The 12,968-nt window shown below is 53.5% G+C and carries 13 protein-coding genes and 2 pseudogenes; 6 read left to right on the plus strand and 9 right to left on the minus strand.

The genetic code is table 11. The annotated features are described in order from the left end of the window. The 6 genes and pseudogenes from D3M70_RS12365 to D3M70_RS12390 form a co-directional block, all read right to left on the minus strand. Positions 1 to 315, minus strand: coding sequence for a hypothetical protein (locus D3M70_RS12365; protein ID WP_120126051.1), 315 nt, complete (start codon positions 313 to 315; stop codon positions 1 to 3). A 254-nt stretch (positions 316 to 569) separates the two neighbouring features. Continuing rightward, a partial coding sequence (locus D3M70_RS33090) for an OprD family outer membrane porin (protein ID WP_256659827.1) occupies positions 570 to 1,309 on the minus strand: 740 nt, incomplete at its 5' end. Position 1,310: 1 nt separating this feature from the next. Then, positions 1,311 to 1,808: pseudogene (locus tag D3M70_RS33095) on the minus strand (OprD family outer membrane porin); the annotation flags it as partial. Between the two features lie 183 nt (positions 1,809 to 1,991). After that, positions 1,992 to 2,750, minus strand: a complete 759-nt coding sequence (locus D3M70_RS12375; protein ID WP_120126052.1) for a hypothetical protein — start codon at positions 2,748 to 2,750, stop codon at positions 1,992 to 1,994. Between the two features lie 86 nt (positions 2,751 to 2,836). After that, entirely contained in the window at positions 2,837 to 3,496 is a 660-nt protein-coding gene (locus tag D3M70_RS12380; protein WP_305955081.1) for an SOS response-associated peptidase, read from the minus strand. 578 nt (positions 3,497 to 4,074) lie between these two features. Then, complete coding sequence (locus tag D3M70_RS12390; protein WP_120126054.1) at positions 4,075 to 5,052, minus strand: hypothetical protein; 978 nt, start codon at positions 5,050 to 5,052, stop codon at positions 4,075 to 4,077. Between the two features lie 456 nt (positions 5,053 to 5,508). Here D3M70_RS12390 and D3M70_RS12395 point away from each other — a divergent pair, with 456 nt between their 5' ends. From D3M70_RS12395 to D3M70_RS12425, 6 genes and pseudogenes are all read left to right on the plus strand, one after another. Next, the gene (locus D3M70_RS12395) at positions 5,509 to 5,949 is read left to right on the plus strand and encodes a LexA family transcriptional regulator (RefSeq protein WP_120126064.1); all 441 of its coding nucleotides are present in this window, start codon (positions 5,509 to 5,511) and stop codon (positions 5,947 to 5,949) included. Further along, positions 5,946 to 6,296 (plus strand): RulB protein, encoded by a 351-nt coding sequence (locus D3M70_RS12400; RefSeq protein WP_120126055.1) that lies wholly within the window; start codon positions 5,946 to 5,948, stop codon positions 6,294 to 6,296. The genes D3M70_RS12395 and D3M70_RS12400 overlap by 4 nt, the downstream gene beginning before the upstream one ends. Before the next feature lie 25 nt (positions 6,297 to 6,321). After that, complete coding sequence (locus D3M70_RS12405) at positions 6,322 to 7,635, plus strand: site-specific integrase (RefSeq protein WP_120126056.1); 1,314 nt, start codon at positions 6,322 to 6,324, stop codon at positions 7,633 to 7,635. After that, entirely contained in the window at positions 7,628 to 9,364 is a 1,737-nt protein-coding gene (locus D3M70_RS12410) for a site-specific integrase (RefSeq protein ID WP_120126057.1), read from the plus strand. The genes D3M70_RS12405 and D3M70_RS12410 overlap by 8 nt, the downstream gene beginning before the upstream one ends. A gap of 378 nt (positions 9,365 to 9,742) precedes the next feature. Beyond that, a pseudogene (locus tag D3M70_RS12420) lies at positions 9,743 to 9,937 on the plus strand (helix-turn-helix domain-containing protein); the annotation flags it as partial. A 135-nt stretch (positions 9,938 to 10,072) separates the two neighbouring features. Next, complete coding sequence (locus tag D3M70_RS12425) at positions 10,073 to 10,504, plus strand: hypothetical protein (protein ID WP_120126058.1); 432 nt, start codon at positions 10,073 to 10,075, stop codon at positions 10,502 to 10,504. Here D3M70_RS12425 and D3M70_RS12430 read toward each other — a convergent pair. From D3M70_RS12430 to D3M70_RS12440, 3 genes are all read right to left on the minus strand, one after another. Continuing rightward, complete coding sequence (locus tag D3M70_RS12430) at positions 10,488 to 12,071, minus strand: IS66 family transposase (protein ID WP_120126059.1); 1,584 nt, start codon at positions 12,069 to 12,071, stop codon at positions 10,488 to 10,490. The genes D3M70_RS12425 and D3M70_RS12430 overlap by 17 nt on opposite strands. A gap of 61 nt (positions 12,072 to 12,132) precedes the next feature. Then, positions 12,133 to 12,468, minus strand: a complete 336-nt coding sequence (gene tnpB / locus D3M70_RS33100) for an IS66 family insertion sequence element accessory protein TnpB (RefSeq protein WP_120126060.1) — start codon at positions 12,466 to 12,468, stop codon at positions 12,133 to 12,135. Continuing rightward, on the minus strand, positions 12,465 to 12,788 hold the full coding sequence (locus D3M70_RS12440; RefSeq protein WP_120126061.1) for a transposase: 324 nt from the start codon (positions 12,786 to 12,788) through the stop codon (positions 12,465 to 12,467). The genes tnpB and D3M70_RS12440 overlap by 4 nt, the downstream gene beginning before the upstream one ends. Positions 12,789 to 12,968 lie beyond the last annotated feature (180 nt).

The following is a 12,968-nucleotide window of genomic DNA, read 5'->3' on the forward strand; positions in this document are numbered from 1 at the left end:
TCACTGGTCGCATTCAGCGGAGCTGATCATCCATTCGCGCTCGAACTTTTCGGACACTGCAACATGCACCATTTCCATAGTGCATCCGCGCCCGCCTGCCACCGTTGTACGCGCTGAAGCACGATGATTGGCGTGCATAGCAATCGCCACGTTGACCGCATTCGGCTCAATGGCCAAGAACTGGGCGGCCATACCTTCCGCCACTGGGGCGGGGTCACCGGGGGCTGTCGTTGAATCCTTTGAAGGATCGAAGGCCTGAGCAACACCGTGAGACCCCACGAGGAGCATCAAGGCAAGGGCAAAGATTCTTTTCATCCTCTGAAGCCTTCGAGTGATTTTGCAGGTCAATGAGCAATCGACCACAATTCTGCCACTGACGAGAAGAATCCAATGATCAGTCGGCGACTGTGGAGGGGCCCATCAATTCATCCAGGAAGGCTTGGCGAACGTTGAAGAGCGCGAGGAGGCGGGTATTCGCTAGCATCAGGCTACCATCACCCACAGGTTCTGAATGGAAATGATAAGCCCCGAAAAATCGGGGCTTATGGTGTCAGGCAGTCAAACAGACATCAAAAAATGCTGATCGGGTAATCCACGAACACACGCACTTCATTGCCGCTGACGTTGTATTCGCTGGACTTCTCTGAAACGCGGAGAATCGAGCTACGCAGCTTGACGCTCAGGTTTTTAGCCGGACCGGATTGGACGACGTATTTAACCTGGTTGAAAATTTCGCGCTCAGTACCGCCAGTGGTGGTTGAAGTGGTGATGTTGTCACCGCGAACGTAGGCGAAGTTGTAGCTCAGACCGGGAACACCGAAGGCCCCGAAGTCCAGACCGTAACCCAGCTGCCAACTGCGCTCATCCTCAGCGTTAAAATCTGACCAGTAGGAGTTAGACAGCAGGATGGTGTTCCCGCCATCGCCAACACGGCCTTGATCCTTCTGATAACCACCGTAGGCGTAACCCAGGTTGCTATCGCCAGTGGAGCGTTGGTGCGCAATCGTGAAGCTGTGTGGTCCAGTTGCAAACGTTGCGGCCAGGCTCCAAATCTTGTTGTCGTCGCCGGTCACACCGTTATCGCGGACATAGGAGCTATCCAGTTTTGTGCGATAACCATTGAAATCCAACGTCAGAGATTGGTCTTGGTTGATCGGAAGTACGTAGGTAGCTCCCAAGTACTGCTTTTTGAGAACGTCTTCAACGTCCGATGCGTAGAGGGATGCCTTGAAGCGATCAGTAAAATCGTAGCTGCCGCCCATTACATTTAGCGACTTGATGCCACCACTGTCACGACCTTCGGCGCTCTNTTCTTTAGAAGTAATCAGAGTGCCTGTGTAGCTTTCTGGCAGCAGTCGGGAATTATCGTAGTTCAGAACCGGCAGTGCCGGCATTTGGTCGCCATACGTCAGCGTAGTGCTGGACAGTCGAAATTTGACAGCCGCACCGCCTTTTGAGAGGTCGTCAGCAGGATTCTGTTCACTGTCCCGTTTGAAGAAGTCGATACCTTGTGCGCCGCTTCGGCTAGAGCTGCGCTCCAAGTTCAGTGCATAAAGCCCAAATGCGTCTACCCCAACGCCAATGGTGCCTTGAGTAAAGCCGGAGGAGAATGTGCCGATCGCAGCCTGACCCCATTCAGACTTGTCTTGGTTACCGCCCTTGTAATCGCGGTTGATGTAGGCATTGCGCAGCAGCACATTCAACGTGCTGTCTTCCACGAATCCTTTGGACTGAGCCTGGTCGTTGGCCAAGGCGTGGGATGCCCCTAAAATCCCCAGTGCAATCAAGCAGATCTGTTGCTTCAAAATCTTGTTTCCTATTGTGAGTTGAACGCGCTGTGCCAAACGAACTACCGGCGCACATGGGCACTGCTCGCGGCTGAAATGAAAAGGCCCTCCTACGCAAATACGTGGCGGGCCTCAGATCATTCGGTGGTGGCGTTGGGCTACAGACGTGATCGGAATCCTATACCAAGCGTTCCCTTGGCGCCATTACGCTGGATAGATGTGCTCGAGGAAATGGTCAGGTATCGAATGGAATTTACGACCACAAGCATCAGTGGCCACGTATGCCCCGGTCTCATTCTTGCCAAAATCAACACCGCGGCGATCTTGGTCATAGGACCTGATGATTCCTACGGCGCCCGCACAGGCGATCAACTCTCCGTGAAGCGTTCGATAGTCTTCGCGTACCTTGACTAGCGTAAAGGGCTGCAATTCGGGAGACGGGGCGGAAATGATATTTGATTCCACAGCCTGCAACCAATCCACGTCTACTTCAGTGAACTTAGGCTCTCTGAGCCACGTGCGCATGCAATGTGCGATCTCGTAAAGCTCATGAGTGTCGATTTCACCGACTTCGGAGATTGCGCCAGGGCAAACTTCGCTTGCTTCGCTGATCCCCAGCTCAATGTAATCAACCCAGACTAGATTCCCGCTTCTTCGTTGCCATAGCGTCATGCCAGGTCCAACATCCGCGACAATCCCATATGGCCTTGATGCAAGAGTTTCGCGAATTCGGGACGCCTCGCGCACCATTTGAGCTCGGCTAGCACGAGTGACGATCATGACCTCGTTGACGCTCAGCCTCACATCGGTAGCATCTAGAATCATCTCGATCAAATCAGCGCTGCCTTGATTTAGGTGCGCGTCGAACGCCATATCGCCGACACTGATACGGCAGTGGCTGATGTCACCGTCTAGGCTGATAACCGGTTTTACATCCACTCTTGGCCGTTGCGAGATGCTCATCTTTTGCTCCTTTTCTGGACCAACCCTTGGCCCTGCTTGAAGCAATCGTCTCATCGTTTTGAATTATGCAATCTCGCCCGACCGCCCTACCCTCTTGCTAAAGCCGTCAGCCTTTCCGCGGGGTACTGCTGCACAAAATCCATTGCCCTTTCAGGAGTAGCGTCGAGCCAATCGCTGTACTGGGCTGCAGGAAGCACTGCGACCATCCTTTTCTCAGCCCCCTTATGCATGTGGTGCATAACCGAGTGACCGGATGCATCCAGCGTAAGCATGGTGTAGCTATAACCAAGGGGGCCATGCTCCCACAGACCGGCGATCATCATGAACTCGCCGTCTGTACGAGAGATTTCAGTTGCGACCGCCTGGCCGGTTCTCCAGTCAGGCTCAAAAATACTGACCGCCGGAATCAAACAGAACTGACGATTTTTCCATGCATTTCTGAACGACGGCTTTTCGGCGGCGGTCTCGCTTCTAGCGTTGTAGGTGGATCGTGCCAGAGTTGTAGATTTGGCCCAGAACGGGAGAAGTCCAAATGTGCCGGCCAAAACTTCAATTGGAGAGACCGCCTCATCATCGGCATCGGCATCGGCATGACGCCTCAAAAAGGCACCGCAGTATCCAGGCCACAGATCGGTTGAAATGTTCTCCTGAGGGGACGTTCCGAACGCGAGCGTGAGCTGCTCATGCTTCGGTCCATGATAATGGCTACACATGCTGCCTCCGAAATGGCTGAAGAAGTCTTCCATCCTACGAAATTAAACGGCAGTGTTCGTTCGATCTCCAGCACGGAGCTTAACCCAGATTAAGCGCAAACCTCTGAGGCCTCCATTTCAACTGACGAACAAAAACCTCGTGGAAAGATTACCCGCTCATCACGGATGACCCTCTCACGAGGTTGGGTCTCATCGGCCAAAACGTTTAGTTGGCATTGGCCTTTGCTAGCGCTTCTCCACCGCGCCCATAGATAATGGCATCACTTTTGAACGAACACTCACACTGAGAAAGCTGCAATGTCACAGTACGAACTTCAGTTGAGCTCCTCCCGTAACGCTGTCTGGATTCATTCATCCGAGGATGGTTCGACGGTTGGGCGCTTCGGCCGTATGGGGGTCGACCTCCACAACACTGCCACAGAGCAAATGTTGGGGATGCCGGAATGCCGACTCTGCACTCATGGCCGGCCATCCGAGTCTGACTGGGCCCTCTTTAGGTCGAAGGCTCTGGAATGGTGGGGTGTTACCGTACCTGAGGAAGCGTTTGATAGAAGATTCTTTGCTTCGGCCCGCCCTGACTAGCGTGAAAGGTTCGGAGTATCACGCATCTTTTAGCCGGCCCGGTTATCGTATTTGATCATGAACCGCCGTGGCCCCCTTAGGCGCAGAAGAATGGGGCTACTAAGCAAACCAACTGCCACTCCCAAGATCCCGACACCGATCGATCGCAACTCATCCGAAGGCAGCAGCAGACACAAACCGCCGACGAGGCCCATCGCCGCGATTTGGCAGATCATCCGTTTTACCTTTAATCGGAGTGGCGCGACTTGATCGATCCGCCATTCGACTTGTTCTGCCGACTCATCTGCAACTTTGCGGCTAGCCTCCGCGAGCTCCCTGAGATCAAGCGTCCTTTTCATCTCGTCTCTGCTCGACTGCTCCAGGTGCAGGCCACGTGAATAGATCGCTGTCCAGATTTCGCGTTCAGCCGACAGCTCCTTTATCTCACTCCAGTCGTATTCCCTCACACCGTACGCTGCGAGTAACGGTCTTGATATATGCGGTCGGCGTAATACCTGCGCATAACGCCGGTCAAGGATAATCAACCATTCTCGTTCCGCGGATCCGGACGTGCGTGGAGGCCGAACAATTGCGAACCGATCCGCACACGGCAATTTTTGCTCGCTCACCCAGGTAGCAATCGCCGGCTGACGATGATGGAGCATAAATGCGACGCGATGTTTCCCTTCCCCCGCAGCAAAAAGGCCGAGGTCCGGGTACCAGGTGTAGTGAGCGTCGTCAATGGACCCGAAAACTCTCGCGTACCGCTCTGCTCTGACCGTAGCCTCCGTATCACTTAAGTCTTCAGGGTACCCGCCAATATTTGCACCTAACGTATAGGAAGGATTTACAAAGGCTTGAAATGGTCGAGATTCGTGCGCCTGCTCCCAATTCAGGAACGGCACGATCAAGCGCAGAAACTCCTCCGGGTGCGCGGGGACCTGATTGTACTGTTGCGACGAGGTAGCTTCGTTGTGGACTTGCAATGTGCCACTACCACGGCACATGTAATCCAGCGACACCTTCATGCTGCAAAGGCGCCGGATTTCACGGCGTAGGGGAGCGGCTACTGTCGGGTTGCAGAGATTACGAGGGAGGTCTGACGTACTCAAAAAAGTGCCTTATGTACTGGATTTTTAGGCATAGCTTGCCTTCCGCAAAGCTGAAGCAATCGAAGAAGTTCATTTTAACGCTGTCCTCAGACTCGCAACCTTCAGTTTCGCCAGGCAACGAATGATAGAAGGCGTGCCTGCGGTTTCTGACGCTGGCCACCGCGCGGGATTGTGCATGTCCGAAACAGGCAGCATGTGGCACTCATGTTTGGATCTGACTCTGTGTGGCGGCTAAGTCAAGCTTCGCACCGCGACGCGGGACACCCAAGCTGTCGGATTCTCGGATCAGCATGCTTTTCGGAACAAGAATTTGTAGGAATGGACCTTAGGTGTATGCTTTTACACTCACTGTACATTCATACAGGTATCACGATGAACAATGTATCCCTGATCGCTCGCGTCCGCCTGGACCCTCCAACTGTCTCACTACCCATATTTTCATCAACCCTTAGCTGCGGATTTCCCTCGCCTGCGGAAGACCTGATCGAGGAAATGAGCTCTCTCGACGACATTGCAGTCACCAATCCTCCCGCGACGTATCTGGTGCGCAGTGCGGGAGACTCAATGATCGACGCAGGCATTTACGAGGGCGACGTCATCGTTGTGGATCGTTCGAAAAAGGCAGTGAACAGGTCCATTGTCGTAGCGATTCATGAGGGTGAATTCGTCTGTAAGAGACTGCTGTTTGCGGACGGCAATGTACTGCTATGCCCTGAAAACAAACGTTATACCCCCATCGTCGTTAGGGACATGGATGCCTTGGTCATTTGGGGCGTTTGCACTTTCAATCTACACAAATTAAGCCCCGTATGAATCGCAAGGCTTTCATCCTCGTGGATGCTGACAATTTTTATTGCAGCTGTGAGCGTGTATGGCGTCCGGAACTTTGGAATAAACCTGTGGTGGTCGCTGGAAGCGGTGATGGGTGCGTCATTGCTCGCTCACCTGAGGCCAAGGCACTGGGAATTAAAATGTCGGAGCCCATTCACCTGGTTAGGCAAGAGCATTGGCGAGCAGGGCTGACTGTCTGTTCGGCTAATTTCCCACTATATGGCGACCTCTCTTCAAGAATGATGAGAACCATCGCGACGCTCGTTCCGAGTCTGATCACGTATTCAATTGATAAGAATAAGTTGCATACTGTGGACGCCAAAAGTTAGATGGTGTCCCCATGGACATTGACGCTTGTTCTTACAGAGATTTCACTTGCCTACCGTCGAACACATTCACTTCAGTCCGCATGACCTTTCTGTCAAAGACCGCCTGATTACCTACTCGCTGAATAGCTCCCGTGCAGTGATCGAAGGACTACCACAAATATTCTGGGAAGACGGCTTGCCTTGGAGAGAAGCCAATCTCTGGGCTATGGAGAGAGTCACCAATGGTGAGGCACTCCTTAAGACCGTTTCCAGCAACCTGAACGGGCTGTTGAACTACGCGAAGTTTTTGGAGAGTCGCAGGCTTCAGTGGTTTGAGTTTCCGTCTCGAAAGGCTGATCGATGTCTTGTTCAGTACCGTGGGGCGCTTATCAAGGCTCGTGACGCTGGTCATATCAGTCCTGCCACGGCTTCCGAGTACATGCGTAACTGCATCAGTTTCTACAGGTGGGTTAGGAGGCGTGGCCTTCTAAACCCGCTATTGCCGCTATGGAAAGACAAGCGCTATTTCATCAAATACTTTGACCAGGTCGGCTTCGAGCGAACGCTAGCTGGCACCACCACCGATCTGGGTATTCCAAACCGAAAACGCATTGGGGTCACTTTGGAAGGAGGCCTACTTCCTGTGTCTGCGGTTGATCGAGACGCCATTCTTGATTTCGCAAAACAGAACGCCTCACCCGAGCTTTATCTGATGTTGGCTCTAGGTTTCTTTACGGGTATGAGACTGGGGACGATCTGTGACCTTCGTATTGATACGTTGGAGCGTGCCTTACATGATCCGTCTGCTAAAGGTCTGCTTCTGATATCCGTAGGGCCAGGTGCGTCCCCACCCGTGCATACCAAATTTGGAGTAACTGGCCAGGTATGGATTCCCGAAGCTTTGTGTTCAGAAGTCTTGGAGTACACCAAGAGTCTTCGCAGGTTGACTCGCGAGGCATCTGCTGCTGGCGAGCATCAAGACTTAGTGTTCTTGACACGATTCGGAAACCCTTTCGGACGTCGCAACAGTGATCAGTCTTCGGCCATAAACGTTGAGATGTCATCGCTTAGAAAATTAGGTATCGCGTCGGGCATCAAAGCGCTCAGGAAATTTCGCTTCCACCAATCCCGATGCACCTTTGGAACTGAGCTAGCTAGGCTCGCTTTAGCAAATTGCACTGATGTGGCGATAGTGATTGCGACTGTCAGCAATGCATTGCTTCACGGGCCAAATTCGGAGGCTACCACCTTCAAATACATCAAATTTGTGCAAGCCGCACCCGCTAAGCAGGCCATTGCGAACAGCTTCATGGCTGCGTTTACAGGGATTGCTTCGATGCAGGGAGCAAGCAATGAATAATCTGACGTTTTCAGACCTAACGTTTCCAGTGCTTGAGTACGCGAAAAATGAGACGCCCTGGGATCTGGCACCACTTTTATACAGCGGTGGTGCTAAGGCAAAGGTGAAGACTGTACGCAGTAAAATCACGTCAGGTGCTTTAGGTGATCCTTTGCTGGAGCGAGTAGGGCTTGTGAAGGGGCTCCATGAGTGTTTGACCGACGACCTTGTCGGCGGGGGGAGCCGCTTTTCGGCAAATAACAAGATCGGCGCGTTGAGGAAGTTTTTTCAGTGGGTGGATCAGTGCGAGCGTACTTTGAGCATTGATACGGTCGCGGAGGAGTACCTGGGGTGGGCTGAACATCTTCTACAGCGTCATCGCGTGGAAGGATACCTAACTGCCGGATCGTTATACGACGTGGCAAGTTTAACCGCGACGATGCTCGACCGAGTTTTACGTCGAAGCTCGACGCTTCTGTACAGCACCCGAATTCGCAAGCCTAGAGGCAACGGAAAGGTCAGTAATGGGGGCGCTAATAAGCAAAGTTTAGAAGAGAGCTTTTCATTCGGGCAGTTCATTGCCGACCTCTGTACGGCCCTTACCTATGAAGCAGTCACGGGGCCACTTCCCATCCAAGTGGAGTTGCGGTCGGGTTCGACGCTACCTATCTGGTGCGGCCTGCGCGATACAGAGAAGGAAGCGTCACGACGGATTCGACCTCAAACCAAATTCCAGATTGCGGACATCCTTCGACACCGCGAACTTCGGAATTCGGACGTTTCAATCGAGACTCGATACCCGGCGGTGAATCTACGAATCGAAGCTGAGCTGCTTATGTTCATCGCACAAACCGGCATGAATTTATCGCAGGCGCATCAGCTTCGAATCGACCAATACCATTACACGAGTCATCTTGATGGTTACCAAGTGAGGTCTTACAAAAATCGCCGTCAGGGTGAAGTGCTGTTTGAGGTTTTCTCAAGCTACAAGCAGTGGTTCGAACACTACATTGAGTGGCGAAACACGTGGTTTCCAGACGATCTAGAGGGGCTTCTTTTCCCTCTTGTCCGTTCAGGGGGACGTCTCGCCTTGGAAGCTCCTCAGTTCTCGGCTATTGCGCGCGTCTGCACCGTTTCAAATGTTCGATTCGTTCGACCTCGCAAGCTGCGGGGCGCGCGTATTAATTGGCTGTTACGTGAGTCGCAACGCCCCGAGCTGGTGGCGGAAATCGCACAGCACACCGCTGAAACTTTGATCCGTGTGTACGCCGAGCCCAATCCGCAAATTGCGATGATTGAAATCACTCGATTTCACCGGCAAGCAGATCCCGTCGTTTGCTCACCTGCTCCAGGTACTTGTGTGACGCCCATACCAGAAACCGTCGTAGATGCTCCGACTAATGCTCCTGATCCCGATTGTATTAACGCTGCGGGGTGCCTTTTCTGCGTCAATCATCGGGATATTGAAAGTGAGGATCACGTCTGGTCTCTGAGTAGTTTGCGAGTGCTCAAGAGTTTGGAGCTAGTTAGATATCGCCCAGCTTGCACGGATAGGTCTGACGAGGCTGACCATCCAGCAATGCTTGCGGTCGAGCGTCTGAGTGCGAAGTTACGATTCTTTCAAGAGAGTAGCGAGGTGCGTCGGCTTTGGGTGGATGAGGCACTAGCACGCATAGCTGAGGAAGACTATCACCCAGCTTGGGACGGATTTATTCGGCTTGCGGAAGTTACAGCGGGGTCTTCCCTATGAATATGCTCACGACGTTAGGGCTTTCTATCGAGTCGCCTCTCGCTGTTCCTGGGGCATCAAATTACCGTCCAGAGAGCTGGCCTCCGCCACCTGATTGGCCGGTCGTAATTGATGCACAGGGCAAAGTAGTAAGCCGTTGGGGCGATCCGGTTTGGAGGCTTGATCCATGGGCCAAGAAGGCAATGACGCTGAATTTTGGTGACGGGCCAGTTACAAAATCAGCCGCGCCAATTAGCTCAAAGAACGCAAATTTACTTCGAATCATCACTGGCTGGTGGCTATACGGGCCGTACGGCGCTCGTGGCTACAGATCCCTTAAAACGGGCGGCGGCAAAAACTGAGTGCAACACCTGACCTTTCCGGTACGGTGCTGCCCCTATGTCTTATACCGAACTCAGCGTTGAAGAGCGCGCCACCATTCAAATCGGTCGTACCCAAGGCTTCAGCCTGCGCAGGATTGCCTGCTTGATCAACCGATCCCCTTCGACCATCAGCCGTGAGCTGCGCCGTAACCGAGGTGCTTGCGGTGGCTACTCGGCCCGCCTAGCCCAGCAGCAAATGCAGGCCCGCCGTATGCGTATGGCAAACCCGTCTTGACCAGACGACTTTGGGCCGCTGCGATAATTGGTTGCATATCGTCAGGCAAGAAATGTAGGTTGCACCACTCGGCCTAACATTCATCCAAACACGTCGTTTAGCAGGAGCTACATGGACGAGCTAAGAGTTTTCAGCAACACCCACTGGATAGTGACTCATCGGCGAGATTCACGTTACGACGGGTATTTGATAATTTCATCTAAAGAGACAGCTTCAGGTCTCAGCGATTTGAGCGACGAAGCCATGTCATCTCTCGGTTTGGTGATGAAAACCTCGGAGCGTTTGCTGGCAAAGTTATATTCCCCCTACAAAGTAATGTTCTACAAATTGGGATTTTCTCCTGGTTTCAACGCACATTTTCATGTCGCTCCAGTCTCTGAAAACTTGCTCGCAGAGATATCAAAACACCCCGGTTATTCCGACAACCCCGACGGTAATGACGCGATTGTTTTTCTAAGTCGAGAATACTGTGAAAGACCTCTTACCGCTCACGAAGCAGAAAAACAGCTTTTGGCGGTTCATTTGCTCAGGGCCTCTCTGTGACTAAGATACTTTCGCGTGGGTAGGCGGATACCCACTTATGCGGAAGCAGTTGTTCAATTTCACTTGCCCGCTGCGTCGGCAGGCGCGTGAGGATATCCTTCAAATAGGCGTACGGATCATGCCCGTTGAGGCGCGCAGACTGGATCAAGCTCATGATCGCCGCAGCCCGTTTTCCACTGCGTAGCGACCCTGCGAAGAGCCAGTTCTTGCGTCCAAGAGCCCATGGTCGGATCTGGTTCTCGGCCCAGTTGTTGTCAATGGGAACGGCGCCGTCATCCAGGTAGCGCGACAGCGCTGTCCAGCGTTTCAGGCTGTAATCGAGTGCTCTGCTGATAGCCGAACCTTCGGGCACAAGATCACGCTGGGCTATCATCCAGGCATGCAGCCTATCCATCACCGGCACAGCTTTTTCTTGCCGTATTCGGCACCGTAAATCCGGCTCCAGGTCGCGCACTTCGCTTTCGATTTCGTACAGCAACTGGATGTAGCGTAGGGCCTGCTCGGCGATCTGACTCTTGTTAGTGGCGTGCAATTCAAAGAACTTGCGACGAGCATGAGCCATGCAACCAATTTCGGTCACGCCGAGTTCGAAACTCGCCTTGTAACCGCCAAAATCGTCGCAGACCAGCTTGCCTTTCCAGCCGTGCAGGAAGTTACGAGCATGCTCACCAGCGCGGCTGGGGCTGAAGTCGTAGACAACCGCAGCTGTTTCGCAGAACTGGCTGGTGGCGTACGCCCAAACATAAGAACGGTGGGTTTTCATCGAGCCCGGAGCGAGCATTTGTACCGGTGTTTCGTCCGCGTGCACGACCTGTTGCCCGATTACCACGTCGCGCAGGGCATCGACCAGTGGCTGCAACTGCACGCCTGTCATGCCGACCCACTGGGCCAATGTCGAACGCGGAATCGCCAAGCCTGCTCGACCGAAAATCGATTCCTGCCGGTAAAGGGGAAGATGATCAGCAAACTTCGCGATCATGACGTGGGCAAGCAACCCGGCAGTCGGAATGCCCTTGTCGATAACTTGCGCAGGTACCGGCGCCTGGATCAGCGTTTCGCAGTCATCGCACACCCACTTACCACGAATATGGCGCTCGACAGTAAACACGCCCGGTGTGTAGTCCAACTTCTCGCTGACATCTTCGCCGATGCGCTGGAGGTCGCAGCCACATGGGCACTGGGTGTTGTCCGGTTCGTGATGGATCAACGTGCGCGGAAACTCTGGCGGCAAGGCCGTACGCTTGGGCTTTTGCTTTTTCTCGGTCGCAATGGGCGTTATTTGTAATGCCTGAAGCTCGGCCTCAATCGCTGCGATATCGGTATCGATCAAGTCATCCAACAGGCTGGCCTGCTCGGGATTCATTTGTTCGCTGCGCTTGGCAAACTTCAAACGCTTGAGCTGTGCGATCTCGTGGGTCAGCTTCTCGATCAGTGTTTGATCGCGGTTGATCTTCCTGCCCATCGTTTCGACCGTCGTGCCCATGGTCTCGACTTGCGACAGCAACTGCGCAGCGAATGCACGCAGTTGGTCGGGAGTCATTTGAGCAAGATCAGGCTTGGAAGTCATGGCGTGGATTTTACCAAAGCACGCCATCCTCTACAGCGAGCCAAGGCATTAATTACAGTTTTTAAAGCAACGTAATTGCAGCGCCAGCGCCAACACGTTGCCAAGGCAGGCCGAGTACCAGGGCCTGAAACTGCTCGGTATCCAACTGCACTTCGCTGCCTTGTCGGACGCCTGCCCAGTGGAATTTCCCCTGGTTCAATCGACGTGCCGCCAACCAGACGCCAATCCCATCGTGTACCAGCACTTTGATCCGAGTCGCGCGGCGATTGGCAAACAGATAAGCACAGTGCGGCTTCGCCGCACCGAACACCGCCACCACCCTGGCCAGCGCCGTTTCAGTGCCGGCGCGCATATCCATAGGCTCGGTAGCGAGCCAGATGGCATCGATGCGGATCATCGCAACAGGTCTTTGAGGAATGCGGCGCAGGCAGCAGCGCTATCAGTCGGCCAACTCACTTTGACAGTGCCGCAGGGGTGCAGAATCTCAACGCTGATATTTGACGAGGATACCGGCGCCGTTGCTTTTATAGGCAAAGGGATGAATGCGGGTTGAAGCGCCATGCTTTTCTGCGCTTGCAGCCGAATCCACTTGTGGACGAGGTTCGCGTTGAGGCTATGACTGAGGGCGACGCTGGCAATCGAGGCTCCGGGCTGGGAGCACTCTTTAATGACCTGGACTTTGAAGGATTTGGAATACGAACGGCGTGTCGGCTGCATGAAATACCCGCTTAAAAGGCTAGAACTGGTGCCCACCTAAATTTAAGTGCACACCATGCCTTGGCCTCTCGGGGTTGGGTAGATGACTTGGCCGGACGCATACGGCCCGCCGCCAGGTTTGTCGACCGATGCGAAAACTGTTGCCGGGTAGCGAGCGCTTCGAACTGGTGACCCATATGC

Origin of the sequence: Pseudomonas sp. LS-2, assembly GCF_003605735.1 — a bacterium.
In the GTDB taxonomy this organism is placed as follows: domain Bacteria; phylum Pseudomonadota; class Gammaproteobacteria; order Pseudomonadales; family Pseudomonadaceae; genus Aquipseudomonas.